General features: G+C 67.1%; 22 protein-coding genes and 5 tRNA genes. 8 read left to right on the top strand and 19 right to left on the bottom strand.

The window, feature by feature from the left end; genetic code table 11:
- Positions 1–2 precede the first annotated feature (2 nt).
- The 19 genes from nuoG to E9232_RS18945 form a co-directional block, all read right to left on the bottom strand.
- Positions 3–2,057, bottom strand: coding sequence for an NADH-quinone oxidoreductase subunit NuoG (gene nuoG / locus E9232_RS19035; RefSeq protein WP_309796371.1), 2,055 nt, complete (start codon positions 2,055–2,057; stop codon positions 3–5).
- A gap of 10 nt (positions 2,058–2,067) precedes the next feature.
- Positions 2,068–3,366 (bottom strand): NADH-quinone oxidoreductase subunit NuoF, encoded by a 1,299-nt coding sequence (gene nuoF, locus E9232_RS19030; protein ID WP_309796370.1) that lies wholly within the window; start codon positions 3,364–3,366, stop codon positions 2,068–2,070.
- On the bottom strand, positions 3,366–4,211 hold the full coding sequence (nuoE, locus tag E9232_RS19025) for an NADH-quinone oxidoreductase subunit NuoE (RefSeq protein WP_309796368.1): 846 nt from the start codon (positions 4,209–4,211) through the stop codon (positions 3,366–3,368). The genes nuoF and nuoE overlap by 1 nt, the downstream gene beginning before the upstream one ends.
- The gene (locus E9232_RS19020; RefSeq protein WP_309796367.1) at positions 4,208–5,389 is read right to left on the bottom strand and encodes an NADH-quinone oxidoreductase subunit D; all 1,182 of its coding nucleotides are present in this window, start codon (positions 5,387–5,389) and stop codon (positions 4,208–4,210) included. The genes nuoE and E9232_RS19020 overlap by 4 nt, the downstream gene beginning before the upstream one ends.
- Positions 5,390–5,394: 5 nt before the next feature.
- Positions 5,395–6,036 carry an NADH-quinone oxidoreductase subunit C gene (locus E9232_RS19015; RefSeq protein ID WP_309796365.1) on the bottom strand — a complete coding sequence of 214 codons (642 nt, stop codon included), beginning with the start codon at positions 6,034–6,036 and terminating at the stop codon, positions 5,395–5,397.
- 16 nt (positions 6,037–6,052) lie between these two features.
- The gene (locus E9232_RS19010; RefSeq protein WP_309796363.1) at positions 6,053–6,616 is read right to left on the bottom strand and encodes a NuoB/complex I 20 kDa subunit family protein; all 564 of its coding nucleotides are present in this window, start codon (positions 6,614–6,616) and stop codon (positions 6,053–6,055) included.
- Positions 6,607–6,975: an NADH-quinone oxidoreductase subunit A gene (locus E9232_RS19005; protein WP_309796361.1), complete on the bottom strand. Its 369-nt coding sequence runs from the start codon at positions 6,973–6,975 to the stop codon at positions 6,607–6,609. Before E9232_RS19005 ends, E9232_RS19010 begins: the two co-directional genes overlap by 10 nt.
- A gap of 332 nt (positions 6,976–7,307) precedes the next feature.
- Positions 7,308–7,384, bottom strand: a tRNA-Asp gene (locus E9232_RS19000).
- Between the two features lie 80 nt (positions 7,385–7,464).
- Positions 7,465–7,541 (bottom strand) — tRNA-Asp (locus E9232_RS18995).
- A gap of 146 nt (positions 7,542–7,687) precedes the next feature.
- Positions 7,688–7,763 (bottom strand) — tRNA-Val (locus tag E9232_RS18990).
- A gap of 86 nt (positions 7,764–7,849) precedes the next feature.
- Positions 7,850–8,143: an HU family DNA-binding protein gene (locus E9232_RS18985; RefSeq protein ID WP_309796359.1), complete on the bottom strand. Its 294-nt coding sequence runs from the start codon at positions 8,141–8,143 to the stop codon at positions 7,850–7,852.
- A 205-nt stretch (positions 8,144–8,348) separates the two neighbouring features.
- Positions 8,349–10,754 (bottom strand): endopeptidase La, encoded by a 2,406-nt coding sequence (gene lon, locus E9232_RS18980; protein WP_309796357.1) that lies wholly within the window; start codon positions 10,752–10,754, stop codon positions 8,349–8,351.
- 283 nt (positions 10,755–11,037) lie between these two features.
- Positions 11,038–12,303, bottom strand: a complete 1,266-nt coding sequence (gene clpX / locus E9232_RS18975) for an ATP-dependent Clp protease ATP-binding subunit ClpX (RefSeq protein WP_309796356.1) — start codon at positions 12,301–12,303, stop codon at positions 11,038–11,040.
- Positions 12,304–12,495: 192 nt separating this feature from the next.
- On the bottom strand, positions 12,496–13,116 hold the full coding sequence (clpP, locus tag E9232_RS18970; RefSeq protein ID WP_309796354.1) for an ATP-dependent Clp endopeptidase proteolytic subunit ClpP: 621 nt from the start codon (positions 13,114–13,116) through the stop codon (positions 12,496–12,498).
- 85 nt (positions 13,117–13,201) lie between these two features.
- Positions 13,202–14,590, bottom strand: a complete 1,389-nt coding sequence (gene tig / locus E9232_RS18965; protein WP_309796352.1) for a trigger factor — start codon at positions 14,588–14,590, stop codon at positions 13,202–13,204.
- Positions 14,591–14,651: 61 nt separating this feature from the next.
- Positions 14,652–14,736, bottom strand: a tRNA-Leu gene (locus E9232_RS18960).
- Positions 14,737–14,870: 134 nt separating this feature from the next.
- On the bottom strand, positions 14,871–16,325 hold the full coding sequence (locus E9232_RS18955) for an NAD(P)H-hydrate dehydratase (protein WP_309796351.1): 1,455 nt from the start codon (positions 16,323–16,325) through the stop codon (positions 14,871–14,873).
- Positions 16,322–17,101, bottom strand: a complete 780-nt coding sequence (locus E9232_RS18950) for an HpcH/HpaI aldolase family protein (protein ID WP_309796348.1) — start codon at positions 17,099–17,101, stop codon at positions 16,322–16,324. The genes E9232_RS18955 and E9232_RS18950 overlap by 4 nt, the downstream gene beginning before the upstream one ends.
- 57 nt (positions 17,102–17,158) lie before the next feature.
- A tRNA-His gene (locus tag E9232_RS18945) sits at positions 17,159–17,234 on the bottom strand.
- A gap of 421 nt (positions 17,235–17,655) precedes the next feature.
- On the opposite strand from E9232_RS18945, the gene E9232_RS18940 reads away from it, so the two are divergent.
- The 8 genes from E9232_RS18940 (at position 17,656) to E9232_RS18905 (ending at position 26,002) form a co-directional block, all read left to right on the top strand.
- Positions 17,656–18,837: a pyridoxal phosphate-dependent aminotransferase gene (locus E9232_RS18940; protein ID WP_309796347.1), complete on the top strand. Its 1,182-nt coding sequence runs from the start codon at positions 17,656–17,658 to the stop codon at positions 18,835–18,837.
- A gap of 157 nt (positions 18,838–18,994) precedes the next feature.
- Entirely contained in the window at positions 18,995–19,333 is a 339-nt protein-coding gene (locus tag E9232_RS18935) for a P-II family nitrogen regulator (RefSeq protein WP_309796345.1), read from the top strand.
- Positions 19,334–19,424: 91 nt separating this feature from the next.
- Positions 19,425–20,837 (top strand): type I glutamate--ammonia ligase, encoded by a 1,413-nt coding sequence (gene glnA / locus E9232_RS18930; RefSeq protein WP_309796344.1) that lies wholly within the window; start codon positions 19,425–19,427, stop codon positions 20,835–20,837.
- Positions 20,838–21,095: 258 nt separating this feature from the next.
- Positions 21,096–22,124, top strand: coding sequence for an ABC transporter ATP-binding protein (locus E9232_RS18925; RefSeq protein ID WP_309796342.1), 1,029 nt, complete (start codon positions 21,096–21,098; stop codon positions 22,122–22,124).
- A gap of 11 nt (positions 22,125–22,135) precedes the next feature.
- Entirely contained in the window at positions 22,136–23,026 is an 891-nt protein-coding gene (locus E9232_RS18920; protein WP_309796340.1) for an ABC transporter permease, read from the top strand.
- Entirely contained in the window at positions 23,023–23,811 is a 789-nt protein-coding gene (locus E9232_RS18915) for an ABC transporter permease (RefSeq protein ID WP_309796338.1), read from the top strand. Before E9232_RS18920 ends, E9232_RS18915 begins: the two co-directional genes overlap by 4 nt.
- A 16-nt stretch (positions 23,812–23,827) precedes the next feature.
- A complete protein-coding gene (locus tag E9232_RS18910) occupies positions 23,828–24,877 on the top strand; it encodes an extracellular solute-binding protein (RefSeq protein ID WP_309796336.1) in 1,050 nt (349 codons plus the stop codon).
- 72 nt (positions 24,878–24,949) lie between these two features.
- Positions 24,950–26,002: an extracellular solute-binding protein gene (locus E9232_RS18905; RefSeq protein WP_309796333.1), complete on the top strand. Its 1,053-nt coding sequence runs from the start codon at positions 24,950–24,952 to the stop codon at positions 26,000–26,002.
- Positions 26,003–26,253: the final 251 nt, after the last annotated feature.

Below are 26,253 nucleotides of genomic sequence, written 5' to 3'. Positions count from 1 at the left end.
CGTTACTCCGCCGCCGCCTTGTGAGCGCCCGTGATCTCGTCCACGCACTGCGCCATCGTCTCCGAGGCGCGGGTGACCGGATCCGTCATGTAGAAGTTCTGCACCGCCGAGACGAAGGGCGCGGATGCCATCGCGCCCTCGGCGCCGAAGGCTCCCCACTCGCCGGCCGCCTGGCTGTCGGTCGCCCCGAACACCGGGTTGACCGCGACCAGGCGCTGGCGCACCTCGCGCAGGCTGTCATAGGGCAGCTTGCGGCCCAACGCCTCGCTGGCGGCGCGCAGGATCTTCCAGTCCTCGCGCGCCTCGCCCGGCGGGAACACCGCCATGCGGGCCTGCTGCACCCGGCCTTCGGTGTTGACGTAGGTCGCGTTCTTCTCGGTGTAGGCCGCGCCCGGCAGGATCACGTCGGCGCGATGGGCGCCGCGGTCGCCATGGTGGCCCTGGTAGACCACGAAGGCCTTGCCCAGCCGGCCGGTGTCGATCTCGTCGGCCGCCAGCAGCCAGACGAAGTCGATCTCGCCCTTCTGGGCACCGTCGAGGATGCCGGCGACGTCGCGGCCGCCCGGGCCCGGCAGGAAGCCGAGATCCAGGCCGCCGACCCGCGCCGCCGCGGTGTGCAGCACGTTGAAGCCGTTCCAGCCGTCGCGCACCAGGCCGTAGGTCTCGGCGATCCGGCGGCAGGCGGCCAGCACCTGGGCGCCGTCCTCGCGGGTCAGGGCGCCCTGCCCCACGATCAGCAGCGGCGCCTTGGCGTTGCGCAGCACCTCGGCGAAGCCGTCGCTGCCGTCGGCGATCGCCGCCAACGTGTCCGGCCCGGCGCCGAGATGGCGGGTGCGGTAGGTCAGGTCGACATCGGGGCCGACCACGCCGACGGTCAGGCCGTTCTTCAGCCAGCGCTTGCGGATGCGGGCGTTGACGATGGCGCCCTCGGAGCGCGGATTGGTGCCGACCAGCAGGATGACGTCGGCCTGCTCGATCCCGGCGATGCCGCTGTTGAACAGGTAGGCGCCACGCGGCCCGGCCGGCAGCTTCGCCCCGTCCTGGCGGCAATCCAGGTTCGGCGACCCGAACGCGGCCATCAGGTCCTTCAGCGCAACCATCGCCTCGGCGTCGACGGTGTCGCCGGCAATCGCCGCCATGCGCTTGCCGTCCAGGCCCTTGGCGCGGTCGGCGATGGCCTGGAAGGCCTCGGCCCAGCTCGCCTGCTGCAGCTTGCCGTCACGCCGGACATAGGGCCGGTCGAGGCGGCGCCGCTTCAGCCCGTCGATGGCGTAGCGGGTCTTGTCGTTGATCCACTCTTCGTTGACGTCCTCGTTCAGCCGCGGCAGCACCCGCATCACCTCGCCGCCGCGGGCGTCGACGCGGATGTTCGAGCCGATGGCGTCGAGCACGTCGACGGTCTCGGTCTTGCGCAGCTCCCACGGCCGGGCGCTGAAGGCGTAGGGCTTGGAGGTCAGCGCCCCGACCGGGCAGACATCGACCAGGTTGCCCGACAGCTCGGACGCGATCGCCTGCTCGACATAGGTGGTGATCTCCATGTGCTCGCCGCGGTTCACGCCGCCGAGCACCGGCACGCCGGCGATCTCGTCGATGAAGCGGATGCAGCGGGTGCACTGGATGCACCGCGTCATGAAGGTCTCGATCAGCGGCCCGAGATACTTGTCGGTGACCGCGCGCTTGCCTTCGGTGTAGCGGCCGCGGTCGAAGCCGTAGGCCACGGCCTGGTCCTGCAGGTCGCATTCGCCGCCCTGGTCGCAGATCGGGCAGTCGAGCGGATGGTTGATCAGCAGGAATTCCATGATGCCGCGGCGGGCATCGCGCACCAGGTCGGTGTTGGTCTTGATCACCATGCCGTCGCCGGCCGGCATCGCGCAGGACGCGATCGGCTTCGGCGACTTCTCCATCTCGACCAGGCACATGCGACAATTGGCCGGCACGGACAGCTTGTCGTGGAAGCAGAAGCGCGGCACCTCGAGACCAAGGCGTTCGCAGGCCTGCAGCACCGACGTGCCCGGCTCGACCTCAATCTCGATCCCGTCAATCGTCAGCTTGGGCATCGGTGCCTTCCTATTCCGCGGCTTCGCGGCGATGGGCGTGGTCGCGGTAATCGCGGATCCGCTCCTCCATCTCATCGCGGAAATGCCGGATCAGCGCCTGGACCGGCCAGGCCGCCGCATCGCCCAGGGCGCAGATGCTGCGGCCGTCGATCTGCTTGGTGACCTGGAGCAGCATGTCGATCTCGTCCGACCGCGCATTGCCGGTGACCATGCGCTGCATGACGCGATACATCCAGCCGGTGCCCTCGCGGCACGGGGTGCACTGGCCGCAGCTCTCATGCATGTAGAAGCGCGACAGGCGGGCGACCGCGTAGATCACGTCGGTCGACTTGTCCATGACGATCAGACCGGCGGTGCCGAGCGCCGACTTGGCCTCGCGCAGCGCGTCGAAATCCATCAGGACGGTGTCGCAGACGTCCTTCGGCAGGATCGGGGCCGAGGAGCCGCCGGGGATCACCGCCTTCAGGTTGTCCCAGCCGCCGCGCACGCCGCCGCCATGGCGCTCGATCAGCTCGCGCATCGGGATGCCGAGCTCTTCCTCGACATTGCAGGGCTGGTTCACATGGCCGGAGATGCAGAACAGCTTGGTGCCCTGGTTCTTGGGCCGGCCGATGCCGGCGAACCAGGCGCCGCCCCGGCGCAGGATCTCGCCGACGACGGCGATGGTCTCGACGTTGTTGACCGTGGTCGGGCAGCCATAGAGGCCGGCGCCGGCCGGGAACGGCGGCTTGTTGCGCGGCTGGCCCTTCTTACCCTCGAGGCTCTCCAGCAGCGCGGTCTCCTCGCCGCAGATATAGGCGCCGGCGCCGCGGTGCAGGTACAGGTCGAAGTCCCAGCCGGTGCCGGCCGCGTTCTTGCCGAGCAGGCCGGCGTCATAGGCCTGGTCGATCGCGACCTGCATGTTCGAGGCTTCGCCGTAGAACTCGCCGCGGATGTAGATGTAGCAGGCGTGCGCCCCCATGGCGAAGGAGGCCAGCAGCGCGCCCTCGATCAGCCGGTGCGGGTCGAAGCGCAGGATCTCGCGGTCCTTGCAGGTGCCCGGCTCGGATTCGTCGGCGTTGATGACGAGGTAGCTCGGACGGCCGTCCTTGCTCTCCTTCGGCATGAAGGACCACTTCATGCCGGTCGGGAAGCCGGCGCCGCCGCGGCCGCGCAGGCCGGAGGTCTTGACCTCTTCGATGATCTTGTCGCGGCCGAGATCGACCAGCGCCTTGGTGTCGCTCCAGATGCCGCGGCGCCTGGCGCCTTCCAGGCCCCAGTCGTCCCAGCCGTAGAGATTGGTGAAGATGCGGTCTTCGTCGCGCAGCATCACTTCTCTCCCTTGTCCGTGGTGCCCGCGTGGCCGCCGCTCGTCTCGACCTTCTGCACCGGCCTGCCCTTCTTCTCGGGTTCCGCGTCGCCACGATGGGCGCCCGGCGAAGCCTCGGCCTGGGCTGCGACCTCATGCGCCGGCGGGGCGCCGCCGGGCGCCGGGTCCGGCTGATCGGCCTGGGCGCCGTCCGCGACCGGACGAGCCGCCGATGCCGGGACTGCCGGGCGGTGGCCCGGCCGCATGTTCAGCAGCGTGGTCGCGCCGGACAGGGCCTCGGAGTTGGTGCGGCCGTTCTGCGGGCCCGGCGTGGTCTGCTGCCCGGCCTTCAGCGCGTCGATCAGCGCGACGGTCTTGTCGTAGTCGAGGTCTTCGTAGAAGTCGTCGTTGATCTGGACCATCGGGGCGTTGACGCAGGCGCCCAGGCATTCGACCTCGAGCACCGAGAACAGGCCGTCCTCGCTGGTCTCGTGGTTGCCGCAAGCAGCCCGATCCTGCAGCGCCCGCATCACGTCGCCGGAGCCGCGCAGCCAGCACGGGGTGGTGGTGCAGACCTGGAAGAAGTGGCGGCCGACCGGCGCCTTGTTGAACATGGTGTAGAAGCTGGCGACCTCGTACACCCGGATCCGCGGCATATCGAGCAGGTCGGCGACATGGTCCATCGCCACCCGCGGGATCCAGTTGTGGTGCTGGCGCTGGGCGATGTCGAGCAGCGGGATCACCGCGCTCTGCTGCTTGCCCTCGGGATACTTGGCGATGATCTTCTTCGCCCGCTCGAGATTCTCGGGCGTGAAGGCGAATTCCTTCGGCTGGTCAGCCTCAGGTGCGATAGACGCACCGCTCATCGGTCGATCTCCCCGAACACGATGTCCTGGCTGCCGATGATCGCGACCGCATCGGCCAGCATGTGGCCACGGCTCATGAAATCGAGCGCCTGCAGATGGGCGAAGCCCGGTGCGCGGATGCGGCAGCGATACGGCCGGTTGCTGCCATCCGCGATCAGATAGACGCCGAATTCGCCCTTCGGCGCCTCGACCGCGGCGTAGGTCTCGCCGGCCGGGACGTGGTAGCCCTCGGTGTAGAGCTTGAAGTGATGGATCAGCGCTTCCATCGAGCGCTTCATCTCGGCCCGCGGCGGCGGCGACACCTTGCGGTCGGTGGTCTTCACCGGCCCGTCCTTCGGCATCTGTTCCAGGCACTGGCGGATGATGCGGTTGGACTGGCGCATCTCCTCGATCCGCAGGAGGTAGCGGGCGTAGCAGTCGCCGGTCAGGCCGACCGGGACGTCGAAGTCCATCCGGTCATAGACGTCGTAGGGCTGCGATTTGCGCAGGTCCCAGGAGACGTTCGAGGCGCGCAGCATGACGCCGGTGAAGCCCCAGGCCTTGGCGTCGCCGGCCGACACCACGCCGATGTCGACCAGGCGCTGCTTGAAGATCCGGTTCTCGGTCAGCAGCGTCTCGAGGTCGTCGACGAATTTCGGGAAGCGCTCGCTGTAGGCCCAGATGTCGTCGGCCAGGCCGGCCGGCAGGTCCTGGGCCACGCCGCCCGGGCGGAAGTAGTTGGCGTGCAGCCGGGCGCCCGACGCGCGCTCGTAGAACTCCATGAGGAGCTCACGCTCCTCGAAGCCCCACAGCGAGGGGGTCACCGCGCCGACATCGAGCGCGTAGGTGGTGATGTTGAGCAGATGGTTGAGGATGCGGCCGATCTCGCAGAACAGCACCCGGATGTACTGGCCGCGCTCCGGCACGGTGATGCCGAGCAGCCGCTCCACCGCAAGGGCGAAGGCATGCTCCTGGTTCATCGGCGCGACATAGTCCAGGCGGTCGAAATACGGCGTCGCCTGCATGTAGGTCTTGTATTCGATCAGCTTTTCGGTGCCGCGGTGCAGCAGGCCGATATGCGGATCGGCCCGCTCGACCACTTCGCCGTCCAGCTCCAGCACCAGGCGCAGCACGCCGTGGGCCGCAGGGTGCTGCGGCCCGAAATTCATGGTGTAGGGCTTGATCTGGGTCTCGACCATGGTGCTTACGCCTTGGGCTCGTTGAGCGCGACCTTCTCGTCACCCGGCAACACGGGTGCGGGACCTGGCCGCGTCATGCCCTCCCAGGGGCTCAGGAAATCGAAGCTGCGGAAGTCCTGGGTCAGCTTCACCGGCTCGTAGACCACCCGCTTCTGCTCGGAGTCGTAGCGGACCTCGACATAGCCGGTCAGCGGGAAGTCCTTGCGCAGCGGATGCCCCTCGAACCCGTAGTCCGTCAGGATGCGGCGGAGATCCGGATTGTCGGCGAAGAAGATGCCGTACAGATCCCAGGCCTCGCGCTCGAACCAGGTCGCGGCCGGGTAGATCTGGGCGGCCGAGTCGACCGGCGTGTCCTCGTCTGTCGCGACCTTCAGCCGGATCCGCCGGTTATGGCTGAGGCTGAGCAGGTGGTAGACGACGTCGAAGCGCTCCGGCCGGCTGGGGAAATCCGCGCCGCAGAGGTCGATCAGCTGCTCGAAGCGGGTCTCGGGCGCGTCGCGCAGATGCGTCAGCACCCGGAGGATCGACTCGCGCTTCACGGTCAGCGTCAGCTCGACGGTCGGCGAGACCTCGTGGCCGAGCACGTCTTCGCCCAGCGCCGCCGCGAGGGCCGTGCCGAGGTCGGTCAGTTCCTGGATCGATGCCATCGTGTGGTCCGGCCCTTCAGCGAACGATCCGGTTGCCGCGCCGGATCTTCTTCTGGAGCTGCATGATGCCGTAGACCAGGGCCTCGGCGGTGGGCGGGCAGCCCGGGACATAGATGTCGACCGGGACGATGCGGTCGCAGCCGCGCACCACCGAGTAGGAATAGTGGTAGTAGCCGCCGCCATTGGCGCAGGAGCCCATCGAGATGACCCAGCGCGGCTCGGGCATCTGGTCGTAGACCTTGCGGAGGGCCGGCGCCATCTTGTTGGTCAGGGTGCCGGCGACGATCATCACGTCGGACTGGCGCGGGCTGGGCCGCGGGATCACCCCGAGTCGGTCGAGGTCGTAGCGCGGCATGTAGGCGTGGATCATCTCCACCGCGCAGCAGGCCAGGCCGAAGGTCATCGGCCACAGCGACCCGGTGCGGGCCCAGTCGATCAGCGCGTCGTAATGGGTGAGGAGGAAGCCCTTGTCCTGGACCTCGGCGTTGGCGGCGCGGATCACCGCGTCCTGGCCTTCGCCCGGCGGGATGGGCATGCCGACGCCGACGGGGGCGCCCGGCTGCGTGACGCTCACTCCCATTCCAGCGCTCCCTTCTTCCACTCGTAGATGAAGCCGACCGTCAGGACCCCGAGGAACAGCACCATCGACCAGAAGCCGAACAGGCCGATGTCCCCGAGCGAGATCGCCCAGGGGAACAGGAAGGCCACTTCCAGGTCGAAGATGATGAACAGGATCGAGACCAGATAGAACCGGACGTCGAACTTCGACCGGGCGTCCGCGAAGGCGTCGAAGCCGCACTCATAGGCCGAGAGCTTCTCGCTGTCGGGATTCTGCTTCCCGACCACCAGGGACATGCCGACCATCAGCCCGGAGATCGCGATGGCGATCGCGAGGAAGACGAGGATCGGAAAATATTCCGAAACGAGGGAGGTCGTCATCGTTCTACCCGTCACACGTGGAGCCTGCACGATCTCGATCGGCAGGCGCTCCACCCCACAGCTTTTTTTCGTCGGGAAGGCCGTCGCGTTCGGCGCCCCTCTCGGCGCGGCCTTTATAGGCCGGCATGTCGGACGAGAGAAGCGAATTTCCGCCGCAATTTCCAATTGCGAATGCTTCTCAACCACATGATTTTGCTGAGATCTTTTGGCTTCTCCGCCAGCAGCGGAACCGGCTCTTCGGCCGCCGAAGTCCAGACATGGCAAAGGCCATTCCGGCCCGCTCGAAGACGAAGCGCGCGAACGGCAAATAACCAGCAAGGTCTGAGGGGAAGTGGCGCGAGTGACGGGACTTGAACCCGCGGCCTCCGGCGTGACAGGCCGGCGCTCTAACCAACTGAGCTACACCCGCGCAGGGTGCGGTCGAGATCCCCTTGGGCAAGGCTGGCAAAGCGTGCCAGAGCCCGGGATCAGACCGGAGACATCGTAGAGTGGCGCGAGTGACGGGACTTGAACCCGCGGCCTCCGGCGTGACAGGCCGGCGCTCTAACCAACTGAGCTACACCCGCATCTGGCCGCTCATCGCGGCGAGGCGCTTGAGATACCCACTCCACCGGGGGCTGTCAACACAATTGCCCGCGGCGGGAGGGGGATTTTCACCGGCGTCCGAAGCCAGCGCCGCGAAGGCCGGAACGGCCGCGGAACGGCCGGGAAGTGGTGGGCGATGACGGGTTCGAACCGCCGACAGTCGGTGTGTAAAACCGATGCTCTACCAGCTGAGCTAATCGCCCGTCCGAACCGGCGGAGGCCGGACATGAAACGGCCGGTCGGGCAAGGATGCCCGACCGGCCTGTTCAAAGCAAACGCCCGCGAGGGCTTACTTCTTCTTGGCGCTGGCGTGGTTGACGGAGTCCTTCAGGCCCTTGCCAGCCTTGAACTTGACCTGCTTGGAGGCGGCGATCTTGATGGTCTCGCCAGTCCGCGGGTTGCGGCCCTCGGAAGCGGCACGCGCCGCGACCGCGAACGTGCCGAACCCAACGAGGCGGACTTCCCCCCCCTTCGTCAACGTCTTGGTAACGCCGTCGATCAAGCTGTCGATGGCATTGCCGGCATCGGCACGCGACAGACCGGTGCTTTCCGCGACGTGTGCGACGAGATCGTTCTTGTTCACGTGTCGGCCTCCTTCAGGCTCTGTGTTAGGTCGTTCCGGCGGGTTTGCCGGATACAGGCTAGGTTACGCTCCATACCGACAACCGTTCGATGCGCCTCTCCAACACCGAAACGTCACGAAATCTAAGCGTATCGGGGAAACACGGTCAATCGTTGGCGGCCCTGAAACACATGGAAATCAGCCAAGTTCCAGGGCCGCACGATGTTCAGTGGCGGATCACCGCTTCGTCGTCCCCGTCGCCGGGCACGCGGGCGATGTCGTCCACATCACTTTCCTTCCATTCGATCGGTTCCAGAGGCCGCGCCAAGGCGATCTTGAGAACCTCCTCGACATCGGCGGTCGGCAGGATTGTCAGGGCCTTCTTCACCGAATCAGGCACGTCCGCAAGGTCTTTTTCATTGTCCTTGGGGATGACGACCGTCTTGATTCCGGCCCGGACAGCCGCCAACAGCTTCTCCTTCAAGCCGCCGATCGGCAGCACCCGCCCACGCAGCGTGACCTCGCCGGTCATCGCCACGTCGTGGCGGACCGGATTGCCGGTCAGCGCCGACACGATCGCCGTCACCATGGCGACACCGGCCGACGGCCCGTCCTTCGGGGTCGCCCCTTCCGGCACGTGGACGTGGATGTCCCGCTTGGCGAAGATCGTCGGCTTGATGCCGAAGGACACGGCGCGGGCCTTGGCGAAGCTCTCCGCCGCCTGCACCGACTCCTTCATCACGTCGCCGAGCTTGCCGGTCGCCACCACCCGGCCACGGCCGGGAACGGGCACCGCCTCGATCGTCAGGATCTCGCCGCCGACCTCGGTCCAGGCCAGGCCGGTGACGACACCGACCATGTCCTCGAGCTCCGTCTCACCGTGGTGGAACTTCCGGACGCCGGCGTACTTCTCGAGATCCTCCGGACCGACCACGATCTTCTTGGTGTCGCTCGACAGGATCTCGCGCACCGCCTTGCGGGCCAGGCTCGCGATCTCCCGCTCCAGGCTGCGGACGCCGGCCTCACGGGTGTAGTAGCGAACCAGGTCCAGCAGCGCCTCGTCGGTCAGCGTCCACTCACCCTTCTTCAGGCCATTGGCTTCGGCCTGCTTCTGGATCAGGTGGCGCTTAGCGATTTCGACCTTCTCTTCCTCGGTGTAGCCGGGGATGCGGATGATCTCCATGCGGTCCATCAGCGGCTGCGGCATGCGCAGGCTGTTGGCGGTGCAGATGAACATCACGTCCGACAGGTCGTAGTCGACCTCGAGATAGTGGTCGGCGAAGGTCGCGTTCTGCTCCGGGTCCAGCACCTCCAGCAGGGCCGATGACGGGTCGCCGCGGTAATCGGCGCCGAGCTTGTCGATCTCGTCGAGCAGGAACAGCGGGTTCGAAGACTTCGCCTTCTTCATGCCCTGCAGGATCTTGCCGGGCATCGAGCCGATATAGGTCCGCCGATGGCCTCGGATCTCGGCCTCGTCACGCACGCCGCCCAGCGACATGCGGACGAAGTTGCGGCCGGTGGCCTTGGCGATCGACTTGCCGAGCGAGGTCTTGCCGACGCCGGGCGGGCCGACCAGGCACATGATCGAGCCGCGGATCTTGTTGGTCCGCTGCTGCACGGCGAGATACTCGAGGACGCGCTCCTTGACCTTCTCCAGACCGAAATGGTCGTCGTTCAGCACCTGCTCCGCATGGATCAGGTCCTTCTTGATCTTGGTGCGCTGCTTCCACGGAATCGACAGCATCCAGTCGAGGTAGTTGCGCACCACCGTCGACTCCGCCGACATCGGGCTCATGGAGCGGAGCTTCTTCAGCTCGGCCATGGCCTTGTCGCGGGCTTCCTTGCTCAGCTTGACCTTGTTGATCCGCTCTTCCAGCTCGGCGGCCTCGTCGCGGCCGTCCTCACCCTCGCCAAGCTCCTTCTGGATCGCCTTCAGCTGCTCGTTCAGGTAGTACTCGCGCTGGGTCTTCTCCATCTGCCGCTTGACGCGGCTGCGGATGCGCTTCTCGACCTGGAGGACGCCGATCTCGCCCTCCATGAAGCCGTAGACCTTCTCCAGCCGCTCGGTGATCGAGGCGATCTCGAGGATCTGCTGCTTCTCGGGGATTTTGAGCGACAGGTGGGCGGCGATGGTGTCGGCCAGCTTCGAGCCGTCCTCGATCTGGTTGACCGAGACCAGCACCTCCGGCGGGATCTTCTTGTTGAGCTTGATGTACTGCTCGAACTGGGTGACCGCGGCGCGACCGAGGGCTTCGATCTCCTGCGCGTCGCTGACGACGTCGTCCAGCGGCTCGACCTGGGCCTGGAAGAACTCGGCATTGTCGGCGTAGCGCAGGATGCGCGCGCGCCGCACGCCCTCGACCAGCACCTTAACCGTGCCGTCCGGCAGCTTCAGCAGCTGCAGCACCGTCCCGATCGTGCCGACGTCGAAGATCTCTTCCGGGTTCGGATCGTCCTGCGAGGCGTTGCGCTGGGTGACCAGGAGGATCTGCTTATCCTCCTTCATCACGTCCTCGAGCGCACGGACGGATTTCTCGCGGCCGACGAACAACGGCACGATCATGTGCGGGAACACCACGATGTCCCTCAGCGGCAACACCGGGTATAGCGTGTCTTTGTTCAGGTTCAGCATGCGTTCTGCCTTAGTGGGGTGGGCAGCGGCCCGAGGAGCGGCGCCGCGCGGGCGCCGGACGGTAGAGACCCGGCACGCCTAGTAAACGTGGCGATGACCGGAGGCCGTTCAAGGGACGGATGCGCTGCAGCCCTCATACGGGCACATGAGCCCAATCGGAACGTCCTGACAAGCCCGGGCGGCATGCCGGGGTCGGGAACGGCCCAGTTCGAAACGAAACAGCCGATGTCGTGAAACATCGGCTGTCCGGGTACGGGTTGTTTTGATCCGGCCGCCGTTCGGATCAGGCGCCGGGCGCCCGATCCTGCTGCTTCTCGGCATAGATCAGGAGCGGCTTGGCGCGACCGTCGACCACCTCGCGGTTGACCACGATCTCGACCACCCCGTTCATGCTCGGCAGGTCGTACATCGGCTCGAGCAGGATGCTTTCCATGATCGAGCGCAGGCCGCGCGCGCCGGTCTTGCGCAGGATGGCACGGGCGGCGATGCCCTTGAGCGCGTCCTCGGTCAGCGACAGATGGACATCCTCCATCTCGAACAGGCGCTGGTACTGCTTGACCAGCGCGTTCTTCGGGCGGGACAGGATCTCGATCAGCGCCTCGGAGTCGAGGTCGTCGAGCGTCGCCACGACGGGCAGGCGTCCGACGAACTCCGGGATCAGGCCGAACTTCAGCAGATCCTCGGGCTCGACCTCGCTGAAGATCTCGCCGGTCGTCCGCTCATCCGGTCCGCGCACGTCGGCGCCGAAGCCGAGCGAGCTGCCGCGGCCGCGCTGCGAGATGATCTTCTCCAGCCCGGAGAAGGCGCCGCCGCAGATGAACAGGATGTTGGTGGTGTCGACCTGCAGGAACTCCTGCTGCGGGTGCTTGCGCCCGCCCTGCGGCGGCACGGAGGCGACGGTGCCTTCCATGATCTTCAGCAGGGCCTGCTGCACGCCCTCGCCCGAGACGTCGCGGGTGATCGAGGGGTTGTCCGACTTGCGGCTGATCTTGTCGACCTCGTCAATGTAGACGATGCCGCGCTGCGCCCGCTCGACATTGTAGTCGGCGGCCTGCAGCAGCTTGAGGATGATGTTCTCGACATCCTCGCCGACATAGCCCGCCTCGGTCAGAGTCGTGGCGTCGGCCATGGTGAAGGGAACGTCGAGGATCCGCGCCAGGGTCTGGGCCAGCAGCGTTTTGCCGCAGCCGGTCGGACCGATCAGCAGAATGTTGGACTTCGCGAGCTCGACCTCACCGGTCTTCTGCCCGTGCGCCAACCGCTTGTAGTGGTTGTGCACGGCGACCGAGAGCACCTTCTTCGCATGCTCCTGGCCGATGACGTAGTCGTCGAGAACCTTGCGGATGTCCTTCGGTGTCGGGACCCCGTCGCGGTTCTTGACCAGCGTCGTCTTGTTTTCCTCGCGAATGATGTCGGTGCACAGCTCGACGCACTCGTCGCAGATGAACACAGTCGGGCCCGCAATCAGCTTGCGAACCTCGTGCTGGCTCTTGCCGCAGAACGAGCAGTAGAGCGTGTTCTTCGAGTCACCGCCTGCGGTCTTACCCATCACTGCCTCACTTCCGCATCCGCGATTCCGAGCCGCGTGCCCCAGGCGCACGGGCCGGGATGCGGTTGCCTCCAGATGGCGGCGGTTCCACCCCGCGACAAGGTCATCCTGACGCAAGGCCGATCCGCATCACCTCGAATCAAGATAGCGCCCTTCGCCCCGGATCGGTAGGGCTGCGGGCAAAGAGATCGATTATTCGGCAACGGTCGGGCGCCGTTCCACGACCTGATCGACGATGCCAAAGCCTTTGGCCTCCTCGGCGGACATGAACTTGTCGCGGTCCATCGACGCCTCGATGTCCTCGAGCGACTGGCCGGTGTGCTTGACGTAGACATCGTTCAGGCGCGCCCGGAGCTTGAGGATCTCGCGGGCCTGGATCTCGATGTCCGAGGCCTGGCCACGGGCGCCGCCCGAGGGCTGATGCACCATGATCCGGCTGTTCGGCAGGGCAAAGCGCTTGCCCGGCGCGCCGGCCGCCAGCAGCAGCGACCCCATCGACGCGGCCTGGCCGACGCAGACCGTGACGATCTGCGGCTGGATGTACTGCATGGTGTCGTAGATCGCCATGCCCGCCGTGATCACCCCGCCCGGCGAGTTGATGTAGAAGGCGATGTCCTTCTTCGGGTTCTCGGATTCGAGAAACAGCAGCTGGGCGCAGACGAGGCTTGCGAGCTCGTCATAGATCGGCCCGGTCAGGAAGATGATCCGCTCCTTCAGGAGGCGGGAATAGATGTCATAGGCGCGCTCGCCGCGATTGGTCTGTTCCACGACCATCGGGACCAGGGCGTTCATGCTCGGCTCATACGGAGGCATTCCGTTCCTCGAAGGCTCGCGCGGGCCAGCAGGGCGCCGCGGCTCACCCCTACATTAGGGGAGTGCCGCGGCGCCCGGCAACCAATCAAGCGCCGGTTTCGGTTTCGGCGGCGGCCTTGGTGTCGGCGGACTTGGTCTCGCCGGCCTCGTCCTCGTCCGGATCGCGCGCCAGCTCCTCCGGCGTCACCGGGGTGTCGTTGACCTTGATCTTGTCGAGGATCACGTCGACGACCTTCTCCTCGAACAGCGGCGCGCGGAGGTTCTCAATCGCCTGCGGGTTCTTGCGGAAGAAGTCGACGACCTGCTGCTCCTGGCCCGGATAGCGGCGGGCCTCGGCGATCAGGGCGCGGTTCAGCTCCTCCTGCGTCACTTCGACGTTCTCGGCGCGGCCGATCTCGGCGAACAGCAGGCCCAGGCGCACGCGGCGCTCGGCGATGCCGCGGTACTCGGCCTTGAGCTCGTCCTCCGGCTTGTTCTTGTCCGGATTGTCCTCGCCGCCGGTCTCGATCGACTGCTGCACCTGCTTCCAGATCTGGTCGAATTCGAGATCGACCATGCCCTGCGGCACGGCGAAATCGACCAGCTCGGCCAGCTTGTCGAGCAGCTTGCGCTTGGCGCGCAGGCGCGACATCCGACCGAACTCCTGCTCGGTCTGGCCCTTGACCGCGCCGCGGAGGCCTTCGAGATCCTCGAAGCCCAGCTCCTTGGCGAACTCCTCGTTGACCTCGGGCACCACGCCCTTTTCGATCGACTTGACGTCGACCTCGAAGGCGGCCGGCTTGCCGGCGTGCTCGGGGCTCGGATATTCCTCGGGGAAGTTCAGCGAGACGGTCAGGTGCTCACCGGCCTTCTTGCCGATCAGCTGCTCCTCGAAGCCCGGGATGAAACGGCCGGAGCCGATCTCCAGGCGATGGTCCTCGCCGGACATGTCGTCGCTCGGCGCGGCGCCGTCGAGGCTGCCCTTGAAGTCGATCACGGCGACGTCGCCGGTCTCGACCCCACGCTCTTCGGTGATCGGCTCGAACTTGCGGCGGCTCTCGGCGATGCGCTGCAGGCCGGTCGCGACCTGCTCATCGGTCACGGCGGCGACCGGACGGTCGATCTCGACCGTGTCGAAGGCCGGCGCGGTGATCTCCGGCAGCACCTCGACATCGACCTTGTATTCGAGGTCCTTGCCTTCGTCGAAGCTGGTGACCTCGACCTTCGGGCGCAGCGCCGGGCGCAGGTTGCGCTCGTCCAGCGCCTTGCGGGTGCCCTCGTCGACGGCCCCTTCCAGGACCTCGCCCATGACCGACTTGCCGTAACGCTGCTTCATCAGCGCCACCGGCACCTTGCCGGGGCGGAAGCCCGGGAGCTTCACCTGGCCCGCGAGCTTGACGAGTTCCGTCTGGACGCGCTTTTCGATGTCGGCCGCCGGCACGACAATCTTGAACTCGTGCCGCAGACCCTCGGCGCTGGTTTCGATCACTTCCATTGGTCTTCACGAATCCGTCGATATGACAGGTCGGTCGAGCTGTGCCCTGTCTGATGTGTGATGGTGCGGGCGGAGGGATTTGAACCCCCACGGCTTTCGCCGCTGGAACCTAAATCCAGTGCGTCTACCAATTCCGCCACGCCCGCGAAGACCCCCACCCCTGCCCGCCCCCGAAAACACGCACAAAGCGGCGCGCAGCGAAGGGAGTCGGCCCTGCGAAGGGGCGGTCATAGCACAGGGTTTTCGCACGCGACAGGCAAAACGCGGCCGATTGGACAGCCTAGAGGCGGTCGAGCACGCCCAGCAGGGCGTCGATCACATCCTCGGCGATCAGCCCGGCGCCGACCCGCTCCGCCGCGGCGCCGTGCAGCCAGACCGCGGCGCAGGCGGCGGCGAAGCCCGGCATGCCCTGCGCCTTCAGCCCCAGCACCATGCCGGCCAGGACGTCGCCGGTGCCGCCGGTGGCCAGGGTCGGCGGCGCGTTGGCATTGATCGCGGCCCGGCCGTCCGGCGCGGCGATGATGGTGTCCGGCCCCTTCAGCACCACGACAGCCCCGACCAGGGCCGCGGCCTGCCGGGCTCTGGCCAGCCGCGCCCCCTCGCCCTTGCCGAACAGCTTGTCGAACTCGCCCTGGTGCGGGGTCAGCACGCAGTCGGCGTCAAGCAGGCCGGCCAGGTCCCCAGGCTGCCCGGCATAGCTGGCCAGGCCGTCGGCATCGAGCACCAGCGACTTGCCGGCGGCGCGCACCGCCGCGACGGCATCGCGCAGCGGCGCCCCGACGCCGCCGCCCGGCCCGATCAGCACCGGCCCGATGCGGCGGTCGGCCAGCAGCCCGCCCCAGCGGTCGTCCGGCAGCGCCATCGCCCCCGGCCAGTCGGCGCGGTAGGCCGATAGCGCCGCCTCGGGCGCGATCACGGTCAGCAACCCGGCCCCGATCCGACGGGCCGCGCGCGCCGCCAGCCGGGCCGCACCGGTCAGGCTGCCGCCGCCGCGGATCAGGGGATGGCCGCGATCGTATTTGTGCTGGGTGGCCGCTGACTGCGGCAGCGCCGCCCGCCACAACGCCGGCCCGTTCTCGTGCAGGCACGGGCCGAAGGCGTCGAGGACCGAGGCGCCGATGCCGATGTCGGCGACGCGGGTCTCGCCGCACAGCGAGCGGCCGGGCAGCAGCAGGTGGCCGGGCTTGCGCCGGAAGAAAGTGACGGTCAGGGCGGCCGTCGCCACCGGGCCCGGGGCGCTGCCGTCGTCGCCGAACAGGCCGCTGGGGACGTCCACCGCCACCACCGGCAGGCCGGAGCCCGCCATCGCCTCGATCAGCGCCGCGGCTTTGCCTTCCGGCGCCCGGTTCAGCCCGGCGCCAAACAGCGCGTCGACGACCAGCCCGACGCCGTCCAGCACCGCCGGCGTCGGCGCCAGGACCTTGCCCTGCCATTGCGCCGCCGCCTCCGCCGCGTCGCCACGCAGCGCCTTGGCCGCGACCAGGGAGGCGAGCCGCACCGGCCACCCCTGCCCCGCCAGCAGCCGGGCGATGACGTAACCGTCACCGCCGTTGTTGCCGGGGCCGCACAGCACGGCGACCGGGCGCGGCGACCAGCGGGCCGTGATCGCCCGCGCCACCGCCGCCCCTGCCCGCTCCATCAGCACGATGCCGGGGGTGCCGGCGGCGATGGTGCGGCGATCCGCCTCCGCCATCTCCGCCGCGGTCAGCAGCGCCAGGCCGGGTGCGGTGGTCACCGCGCGGCCGTCCCGGCGCGGAAGGCGGCGATGTCGGCGCGGGCCGCATCGCGCAGCAGGGTGATGTCGGCCGGGGAGATCACGATCTTGCAGCCGTCCCGGACCATCTCGGCGGGCGAGCGGCCGAGCGAGGGCAGCGACCCCAGCCATTTGCCGCTGTCGAGGATGGCGCGTTCGGCCCGCAGAATCGTGTCGCGCACCTCCGGGTCGTCGAATCGGCCGAGCTTGCCGAGGCTGCCGGACAGGTCCCACGGGCCGATGAACAGCCCGTCGACGCCGTCGACCGCCGCGATCTCGGAAATCGCCTCGACCGCCTGGCGGGTCTCGATCTGGCACAGGATCAGCAAATTGTCGGCGACGGTCTCGAGATAGTCCGGCGCCAGGCCGAAATCGGCGCCGCGGGCGATGCCGTAGGCGACGCCGCGGATCCCGGCCGGGGGATAGCGGCAGGCGGCCACCGCGGCCGCGGCCTCCGCCGCCGAATTGACCTGCGGTACCATCACGCCCTCGGCGCCGATGTCGAGGATGCGCTTGGCGTAGACCGGGTCGTTCCAGGGCATCCGCACCATGCTGCTCGCCGGGGAGCCGGCCAGCACCTGCAGGCTGGGCACCGCATCGGCGATCGAGGCCGGGCCGTGCTCGTGGTCCAGCAGCACGATGTCGTAGCCAGTGAGGGCGAGCACCTCGGTGATCAGCGAATGCCCGATCGCCTGCCAGCAGCCATAGACGGGGGCGCCTGCGCGCAGCTTCTGCTTCGCGGCATTGGGTCGATACAACTCATCCTCCTCCGAACCGGTCGGAGCAGGGGTATCAGACCATGACAGGAAGGGGAATGGGGCGACCAACGGGGCTCGAACCCGTGACATCTCGGACCACAACCGAGTGCTCTACCAGCTGAGCTATGGCCGCCACAGCGCTTAGCGGCGGCTCATATGAGCCATCGCCGCCCCGGCGTCAAGCATTAGCCCGCATTTCCCACCCTCCTTGCGTTCTGCGTCGCCTTGCGGCGAGTCGGATGCGGGGGCGGGACGCGAAAAGCGTATCAGGCCATACGGTTGAGCGGCCCGCCCCTGCAGGCGGCCGGCGCAAGGCGACCCTTCGGGCCATCGCCACAGGCCGGCAGGGTGCGTCGAACGGCTTGCCCGATGCCACCGCATCGCGCTGCGCCGCTCTCCTGCCCTGCCGGCCTGTGGCGATGGCGCAGGACGCAACGAGGGTGGGAAATGCGGGCTGGACGCATTCCCGCCCGTCGAGGGCGCTTCCGGGAATGACCGCGGGCCTGCGGGCCGGCATAGTCCGCCCCGACACATCCACACAGGGGTAAGGCACGATGCTGATCCAGGCGGCCGCCATGGCCAATCTCGGCACCGAAACGGCGTTCGACGTTCTGGCGCGGGCCCAGGCGCTGGCGGCGCAGGGCCGCGACATCATCAATCTCGGCATCGGCCAGCCGGATTTCCGCACCCCAGACCACATCGTCGAGGCGGGGGTGAAGGCGCTGCGCGACGGCCATCACGGCTACACCCCGGCCGGCGGCATCCCCGCCCTGCGCCAGGCGGTGGCGGCGGACCTGGCCGACCGTCAGGGCGTCACGGTCGATCCGGACGACGTGGTGATCATGCCGGGCGGCAAGGTGACGATGTGGTTCGCCATCCTGATGTTCGGCCAGCCCGGGGCCGAGATCCTGTACCCCAACCCCGGATTCCCGATCTACGAATCCGCCATCCGCTTCACCGGCGCGACTCCGGTGCCGGTGCGGCTGACCGAGGAGAACGGCTTCGCCTTCTCGGCCGACGAGGTGCTGGCCCAGATCACACCGCGCACCCGCCTGCTGATCATCAACAGCCCGGCCAACCCCACCGGCGGCGTGGTGCCGAAGGCGGAGCTGGACCGCCTCGCCGCCGGGCTGGAGCGGTTCCCCCATGTCGCGGTGCTGAGCGACGAGATCTACAGCCGCATCCTCTATGACGGGCAGGAGCACAGCTGCTTTCTGTCCTACCCTGCCCTGCGCGACCGGGTGATCCTGCTCGACGGCTGGTCGAAGACCTACGCCATGACCGGCTGGCGGCTGGGCTGGAGCGTCTGGCCCAAGGCCCTGCGAGAGGCGGCGACCCGGCTGGCGGTCAATTCCCACTCCTGCGTCAACGCCTCCGCCCAATATGCCGGCATCGCCGCGCTGCAGGGGCCACAGGACGCCGTCGCCAGCATGTGCGCCGCCTTCGCCGAGCGCCGCCGCGTCGTGGTCGATTCCCTGAACCGGCTGCCGGGCGTCCGCTGCGTCGAGCCGGGCGGCGCCTTCTATGCCTTCCCCAACATCTCCGGCACCGGCCTGTCGTCCAAGGAACTGCAGACCCGGCTGCTGGACGATTGCGGCGTCGCCACCATCGCCGGCACCAGCTTCGGCGCCATGGGCGAGGGCTTCCTGCGCCTGTCCTATGCCAACAGCGTCGAGAACATCGAGCGGGCCGTGGCGCGGATGGCCGAAGCCCTGCCCGAACTGGTCAAAGCCTAAAAATTAATCACGAAGCCTAAATTATAAGCTGCGATTCCGGGATCCGGGGTCGACGCTGCGGAGTCGACGACTGGCACGCGGCTTGCTTACACTGTCTGCGAGAGCGTTCCGCACCCGGCGGTGGCGCGCAAACGATCCAGGGAACGGTTCCGAACCCATGAAGAAAGTCGAAGCCATCATCAAGCCGTTCAAGCTCGACGAGGTGAAGGAGGCCCTTCACGAGGTCGGGATCAAGGGCATCACGGTCACCGAGGCGAAGGGCTTCGGCCGCCAGAAGGGCCACACCGAACTGTATCGCGGTGCGGAGTACGTGGTCGACTTCCTGCCCAAGGTGAAGGTCGAAGTGGTCATGGAGGACAGCCTGGTCGAACGTGCGATCGAGGCCATCCAGCAGGCTGCCCAGACCGGCCGCATCGGCGACGGCAAGATCTTCGTCACCCCCGTCGAGGAAGTGATCCGCATCCGCACCGGAGAGAAGGGCGCCGACGCCGTCTGAGCGTCGGCCCCGGATCCCTGAACGCGAGCCGCCCAAGAACGTCTCTCGTCAAGAACACTTGCGCACAGTCCAAACACAGGAAGAAAACATCATGGCCGACGGCGTCACCAAAGTTCTCGATCTGATCAAAGAGAACGACGTCAAATACGTTGATTTCCGCTTCACCGATTTCCGCGGGAAGGTGCACCACGTCAGCCAGCACGTCTCGACGGTGGACGAGGATATGCTGACCGATGGCGTCATGTTCGACGGCTCGTCGATCGCCGGCTGGAAGGCGATCAATGAATCCGACATGATCCTGATGCCGGACACGGACACGGCGGTGATGGACCCGTTCGCCGCCCAGGCGCAGTTGAACATCACCTGCGACATCCTGGAGCCGGCGACCGGCCAGCCCTACAGCCGCGACCCGCGCTCGATCGCCAAGTCGGCGGAGCGCTACATGACGTCGCTCGGCATCGGCGACACCGCCTATTTCGGCCCGGAAGCCGAATTCTTCATCTTCGACGACGTGCGCTATCAGCAGAACACCACCTCGGCGTTCTACTACCTCGACAGCGAGGACGCGTCGGAGAACACCGGCAAGACCTACCCGGACGGCAACCGCGGCCACCGCGTGCAGCCGAAGGGCGGCTACTTCCCGGTGCCGCCGTTGGACGCCGCGCACGACCTGCGCGCCGAGATGCTGTCGACCCTGGCCGAGATGGGCGTCAACGTCGAGAAGCACCACCACGAAGTGGCCGCCTCGCAGCATGAGCTGGGCATCAAGTTCGAGACCCTGATCAAGAGCGCCGACGCGCTGCAGGCGTTCAAGTACGTCGTGCACAACGTCGCCGACGCCTACGGCAAGAGCGCGACCTTCATGCCGAAGCCGGTCAAGGGCGACAATGGCTCGGGCATGCATGTCCACCAGTCGATCTGGAAGGAAGGCAAGCCGACCTTCGCCGGTTCGGGCTATGCCGACCTGTCGGACACCGCCCTGTACTACATCGGCGGCATCATCAAGCACGCCAAGGCGCTGAACGCCCTGACCAACCCGTCGACCAACAGCTACAAGCGGCTGATCCCGGGCTTCGAGGCGCCGGTGCTGCTGGCCTATTCGGCTCGCAACCGTTCGGCTTCCTGCCGCATCCCCTACGTCTCGTCGCCGAAGGGCAAGCGCGTCGAGGTGCGGTTCCCGGACCCGACCGCCAACCCCTATCTCGCCTTCTCGGCCATGCTGATGGCCGGCCTGGACGGCATCCAGAACAAGATCCATCCGGGCGAGGCGATGGACAAGAACCTGTACGACCTGCCGCCGGAGGAGCTGAAGAACGTTCCGACGGTCTGCGGTTCGCTGCGCGAGGCGCTGCTGGCGCTCGAGGCCGACCACGCCTTCCTGCTGAAGGGCGACGTGTTCAGCAAGGACATGATCGAGGCCTACATCGAGCTGAAGTGGGAAGAGGTCTACGCCTTCGAGCACACCCCGCACCCGATCGAGTTCCAGATGTACTACTCGGTCTGAGGCCCGCCTCGACCGTAACGACGAAACCCCGCCGGCGACGGCGGGGTTTTTTCATGGCCGCGACGACGACCCCCCGAATGTCCGACGATATCAGGCGAGGCGGGCTTGCGGTCGCCGCCGGCTCCTGCTGATATCGTTGCCAGCAGCGCAGCGACCGGAATCGGATCATTCAGAAATCCGATCATCGGAGTGCGATCCGCCAGGGGGCCGACGGCCCACCCTGGTGCCGCGCCCTGCCCAACAAGAAACGAGGCCATCTTGACAGGGACGGCAATCGACGTTGTCGACGTCACCAAAGTGTTCGACGGCGGCCAGGACGGGGCGGTCAAAGCCCTGGACGGGGTCTCGGTCGAAATCCGGGACAATGAGTTCTTCACCCTCCTCGGCCCCTCCGGCTGCGGCAAGACCACGCTGCTGCGCATGATCGCCGGCTTCGAGGAGCCGACATCCGGCCACATCCTGCTGCACGGCCGGCCGATCGACGGGCTGCCGCCGCACAAGCGGCCGGTGAACACGGTGTTCCAGAGCTACGCCCTGTTCCCGCATATGAGCGTGCGCGAGAACATCCGCTTCGGGCTGGAGATGAAGGGCGTGGAGCGCGCCCGCGCCGACGCCCGGGTCGCCGAGATGATCGCCCTGGTCAAGCTGGGCGGGATGGAGAACCGCAAGCCGTCGCAGCTGTCCGGCGGCCAGCAGCAGCGCGTCGCCCTGGCCCGCGCCCTGGCCAGCGAGCCCCAGGTGCTGCTGCTGGACGAGCCGCTGTCGGCGCTGGACCTCAAGCTGCGCAAGGAGATGCAGATCGAGCTGAAGCGGCTGCAGACCGAGACCGGCATCACCTTCATCTTCGTCACCCATGACCAGGAGGAGGCGCTGACGATGTCGGACCGCATCGCGGTGATGAGCCAGGGCGAGATCCTGCAGATCGGCGGCCCCCGCGAGATCTACGAGCAGCCGACCCGTCGCTTCGTCGCCCATTTCATCGGCGAGACCAACTTCTTCGACGGCGCCCTGGCCACCGGGCTGGGCTGCGCCGACGGGGCCACCCTGGCGGTGCGGCCGGAGCGGATCCAGCTGTCGGCCCCGCCCGGACCGGGCGGGCTGGCCGGAACCGTGGAGACGGTGGTCTATGTCGGCACCGACACCACCTACCATGTCCGGCTGGCCGAGGGCGGCGCGCTGATCACCGCCCGGCTGCAGAACCGGCCGGGGGCGCAGCAGAGCTTCCAGCCCGGCGACGGGGTGGTGGTGTCGATCCCGGCCGGCGCCGGCCACACCCTGGCCGATTGAGGGGGCGCGGCATGGCACGGGCAAGCCGGCTCAAGACCGCCGGGCTGATCGGCGTTCCGGTCGCCTTCATCCTGATCTTCTTCATCATCCCGCTGGCGATCATGGCCGTGGTGTCGGTGGCCCAGCGCGGCGAGTTCGGCGGCGTGCAGTGGAACAGCTTCACCACCGACGCCTATGTCAGGTTCTTCTACGAGCGCGACTTCGACGACAGCCTGATCTGGAATCCGGCCTATGCGCAGATCCTGCTGCGCTCGGTCTGGCTGTCGCTGTTCACCACCGTGCTGTGCGTGGTGATCGGCTTCCCCACCGCGCTGTACATGGCGATGCAGCCGCCGCCGCGGCGCAGCCTGCTGATCTTCCTGGTGACCATCCCGTTCTGGACCAACCTGCTGGTCCGCAACTACGCCTGGATCCTGATGCTGCGCTCCGGCGGACTGATCGATTCGGCGCTGCAGGGCTTAGGCCTCACCACCGGGTCGCTGAACCTGATGTACACCGAAACCGCGATCGCCATCGGCCTGACCTACTCGTTCCTGCCCTTCATGGTGCTGCCGATCTATTCCAGCCTGGAGAAGCTGGATTTCCGGCTGGTCGAGGCCGCCTACGACCTGGGCGCCGACAAATGGCGGGCGCTGCGCCGGATCGTGATCCCGCTGGCGATGCCCGGCGTCGCCGCCGGCGCCATCCTGGTCTTCATCCCCTGCCTCGGCGCCTATGTCACGCCGGACCTGCTGGGCGGGTCGAAGTCGATGATGATCGGCAACCTGATCCAGAACCAGTTCGGGTCGTCCCGCAACTGGCCGTTCGGCGCCGCTTTGTCCTTCGCGCTGCTGGCGATCGTGCTGCTGGCGATGATGCTTTACCTGATCCGCTTCCGCGGCGCGCCGCAGGTGGCGAAATGAGCGCGTCGTCCAGCCTTCGCCGCTTCCCGGGCGTCCGCGCCGCCGCCTGGGTGTTCTTCGCCTATCTCTACATCCCGATCGCGGTGCTGCTGGTGCTGGCATTCAACGCCGGCAGTTCGGCGACGATCTGGGAGGGCTTCAGCACCCGCTGGTTCGGCATCGTGCTGGGCAACCCGAACATCATCCGGGCGGCGCAGAATTCGCTGGTCATCGCGGTGGTCGCGTCCCTCGCCGCCACGCTGATGGCGATCCCGGCGGCGATCGGCATGGCGCGCCGGCGCTTCCGTGGCCAGAACGCGGTCAGCGCCCTGATCGCCCTGCCCCTGGTGGTGCCCGAGGTGGTCACGGCGGTGGCGACGCTGCTGTTCTTCACCGCCATCACCCTGCCGCTCGGCCTCAGCACCATCATCCTGGCCCATGTCGTGTTCTGCATCCCCTTCGCCTACCTGCCGATCCGGGCTCGGCTGGAGGGGATGGACGCCAGCCTGGCCGAGGCCGCGTCCGACCTCTACGCCACGCCCTGGCGGGCCTTCCGCCGGGTGACGCTGCCGCTGCTGTGGCCCGGCATCCTGTCCGGGCTGATGCTGGCCTTCATCATCTCGCTCGACGACTTCGTCATCACCTTCTTCGTCTCCGGCGCCGGGGCCACCACCCTGCCCGTCTACATCTACGGCATGATCCGGATCGGCGTGACGCCGGAGGTCAATGCCATCTCGGCGCTGATGCTGCTGATTTCGATCGTCTTCGTCGCCCTGTCCTGGTTCGTGGGACGGACGCGGCACTGAACTGGCCAGGGAGGCCATGATGTGGATCCGACGCGACCTTCTGGCCGCCGCCCTGTCGGCGGCGGTCCTGTTCACCGGCCCCGCCGCCCGGGCGGCGGGCGACCTGTTCCTGTTCAACTGGACCAACTACACCGACCCGGCCCTGCTCAAGAAGTTCGAGGCCGAGACCGGCATCAAGGTCACCCTCGACGTCTATGATTCGAACGAGACCATGCTGGCCAAGCTGCAAGCCGGCGGCGGTGGCTACGACGTGGTGGTGCCGTCCGACTACATGGTCGACATCATGGTCAAGGCGGGCTTGCTGCAGGAGATCGACGCGGCCCAGATGCCGGGCTTCGCCGCCGTCATGCCGCCGCACGACAAGCCCTGGTACGACCCGGAGCGGAAATACTCCGCGCCCTACATGTGGGGCACCACCGGCTTCACCTATGACAGCGCCAAGGTCCAGGGCCCGGTCGACGACAGCTGGTGGTCGATCTTCAACCCGGACGGCCCGTTCAAGGGGCATCTGGCGATGATGAACGACTCGGTCGAGGTCTTCAACGCCGCCGCCTATTATCTCGGCATCGACCGCTGCACCGAGAGCAATGAGGACGCCGGCAAGATCTTCAAGCTGCTGGCGGCGCAGAAGCCGGCGGTCGCCCTGTACAACTCCGACGGCTCGGTCGAGCGCATGGCCGCGGGCGAGGTGGTGGCCCACATGCAGTGGAACGGCGCCGCCCACCGCACCAAGGTGAAGCGCCCCAGCGCGGTCTTCGTCTACCCCAAGGAAGGCATGAGCCTGTGGGCCGACAACCTGGTGGTGCCCAAGGATGCGAAGAACCCCGACAACGCCAAGATCTTCATCGCCTGGATGCTGAAGCCCGAGAACGCCGGCGCGGCCTCGAACTTCACCACCTACATGAACGCGATCAAGGGTTCGGAAGCCTTCATGGACAAGGCGCTGAGCGCCGATCCCGCGATCAACATGCCGCCCGAATATCTCGAGCGGCTGCGCCCGGCGAAGAACTGCTCGCCGGCCGCGGTCGAATTGCGCGACCGCGTCTGGACCCGCCTCAAATCCTGAGCGGGGCCGGACGCCAAACCCGGCCGTTGGCCAGGGGTACGTCATAATCCGACGTCAAACAGGAGGATCACGATGGGATCGACAAGACAGCTTCTTCTCGCCGCCGTCGCCGCGGCCGGGCTGCTCGCCACGGCCTCGGCCGCCCAGGCCGCCGGCGAACTCTACTTCTACAACTGGTCGAACTACTACCCGCCCGAGCTGCTGGCCAAGTTCGAGAAGGAGACCGGGATCAAGGTCACCCTCGACGTCTATGATTCGAACGAGACGCTGCTGGCCAAGCTGCAGGCCGGCGCCGCCGGCTACGACGTGGTGGTGCCGTCCGACTACATGGTCCAGATCCTGATCAAGGGGAACCTGCTGCAGGAGATCGACGCCGGCCAGATGGCCGACTTCAAGAATGTCGGCGCCCCGCACGACAAGCCCTGGTACGACCCGGAGCGGAAATACTCCGCACCTTACATGTGGGGAACCACCGGCTTCAGCTACGACACCGCCAAGGTCGAGGGCGGCAAGGTCGACGACAGCTGGTGGTCGGTCCTCAATCCCGACGGCCCGTTCAAGGGCAAGCTCGGCATGATGAACGACCCGGTCGAGATCTATAAACTGGCGGCGATGTATCTCGGCATCGACTTCTGCACCGAGAGCAGCGAGGACGCCGGCAAGATCTTCAAGGTGCTGGAGGCGCAGAAGCCGTCCGTCGCCCTCTACAATTCCGACGGCACGATCGAGCGCATGGTCGCCGGCGAGGTGATCGCGCACATGCAGTGGAACGGCGCCGCGCACCGCACCAAGGAGGGCCGGCCGACCGTCACCTATGTCTATCCCAAGGAAGGCATCAACTTCTGGAACGACAACTTCGCCGTGCCGGTCGGGGCCAAGAACGTCGAGAACGCCAAGATCTTCATCGACTGGATGATGAAGCCCGAGAACATCGCCGCCGCCAGCAACTTCACCGGCTACAACAACGCCATCAAGGGCGCGGCGGAGCTGATGGATGCGAAGCTGCGCGACGACCCCGCGGTCAACACGCCGGCGGACCTGCTGAGCCGGCTGAACCCGAACCGCAACTGCTCGCCGGCTGCGGTCGACCTGCGCGACCGGGTCTGGACCAGACTGAAGTCCTGATTCCGCCTCAGGCACTCTGCCGCACCATGACCGCCCTGCCCTGTGCAGGGCGGTTTTGTTTAGATGGATCGCAATGGCCTTTGCCAGATGTCCAATCGTTACATTGGGCATTCCGGTTGTAACGCCGTTCCGGATGACGCTTTTCTCATAAAATCTTATCGTCATTTTTCAATGCTGTGATTCGGGGCGGACCGGAACGGCCTATCGCCGTCGGGAATCGGTCCCCGAAGGGCGCGAAACGGTTGTCAGGA

Origin of the sequence: Inquilinus ginsengisoli (assembly GCF_031453975.1) — a bacterium.
Classification (GTDB): domain Bacteria; phylum Pseudomonadota; class Alphaproteobacteria; order DSM-16000; family Inquilinaceae; genus Inquilinus; species Inquilinus ginsengisoli_A.
This window is presented reverse-complemented; position numbering and strand designations above follow the sequence as displayed.

Excerpts from the sequence above, each read along its gene's own strand:
- E9232_RS18940 (WP_309796347.1), top strand. The coding sequence starts at position 17,656 with ATGCTGATCCAGGCGGCCGCCATGGCCAATCTCGGCACCGAAACGGCG.
- glnA (WP_309796344.1), top strand. The coding sequence starts at position 19,425 with ATGGCCGACGGCGTCACCAAAGTTCTCGATCTGATCAAAGAGAACGAC.
- clpP (WP_309796354.1), bottom strand. The coding sequence starts at position 13,116 with ATGCCTCCGTATGAGCCGAGCATGAACGCCCTGGTCCCGATGGTCGTG.
- E9232_RS18905 (WP_309796333.1), top strand. The coding sequence starts at position 24,950 with ATGGGATCGACAAGACAGCTTCTTCTCGCCGCCGTCGCCGCGGCCGGG.
- clpX (WP_309796356.1), bottom strand. The coding sequence starts at position 12,303 with ATGGGTAAGACCGCAGGCGGTGACTCGAAGAACACGCTCTACTGCTCG.
- E9232_RS19020 (WP_309796367.1), bottom strand. The coding sequence starts at position 5,389 with ATGGTCGAGACCCAGATCAAGCCCTACACCATGAATTTCGGGCCGCAG.
- E9232_RS18915 (WP_309796338.1), top strand. The coding sequence starts at position 23,023 with ATGAGCGCGTCGTCCAGCCTTCGCCGCTTCCCGGGCGTCCGCGCCGCC.
- nuoG (WP_309796371.1), bottom strand. The coding sequence starts at position 2,057 with ATGCCCAAGCTGACGATTGACGGGATCGAGATTGAGGTCGAGCCGGGC.
- tig (WP_309796352.1), bottom strand. The coding sequence starts at position 14,590 with ATGGAAGTGATCGAAACCAGCGCCGAGGGTCTGCGGCACGAGTTCAAG.
- nuoE (WP_309796368.1), bottom strand. The coding sequence starts at position 4,211 with ATGAGCGGTGCGTCTATCGCACCTGAGGCTGACCAGCCGAAGGAATTC.
- E9232_RS18910 (WP_309796336.1), top strand. The coding sequence starts at position 23,828 with ATGATGTGGATCCGACGCGACCTTCTGGCCGCCGCCCTGTCGGCGGCG.
- E9232_RS19005 (WP_309796361.1), bottom strand. The coding sequence starts at position 6,975 with ATGACGACCTCCCTCGTTTCGGAATATTTTCCGATCCTCGTCTTCCTC.
- nuoF (WP_309796370.1), bottom strand. The coding sequence starts at position 3,366 with ATGCTGCGCGACGAAGACCGCATCTTCACCAATCTCTACGGCTGGGAC.
- E9232_RS19015 (WP_309796365.1), bottom strand. The coding sequence starts at position 6,036 with ATGGCATCGATCCAGGAACTGACCGACCTCGGCACGGCCCTCGCGGCG.
- lon (WP_309796357.1), bottom strand. The coding sequence starts at position 10,754 with ATGCTGAACCTGAACAAAGACACGCTATACCCGGTGTTGCCGCTGAGG.
- E9232_RS18920 (WP_309796340.1), top strand. The coding sequence starts at position 22,136 with ATGGCACGGGCAAGCCGGCTCAAGACCGCCGGGCTGATCGGCGTTCCG.
- E9232_RS18935 (WP_309796345.1), top strand. The coding sequence starts at position 18,995 with ATGAAGAAAGTCGAAGCCATCATCAAGCCGTTCAAGCTCGACGAGGTG.
- E9232_RS19010 (WP_309796363.1), bottom strand. The coding sequence starts at position 6,616 with ATGGGAGTGAGCGTCACGCAGCCGGGCGCCCCCGTCGGCGTCGGCATG.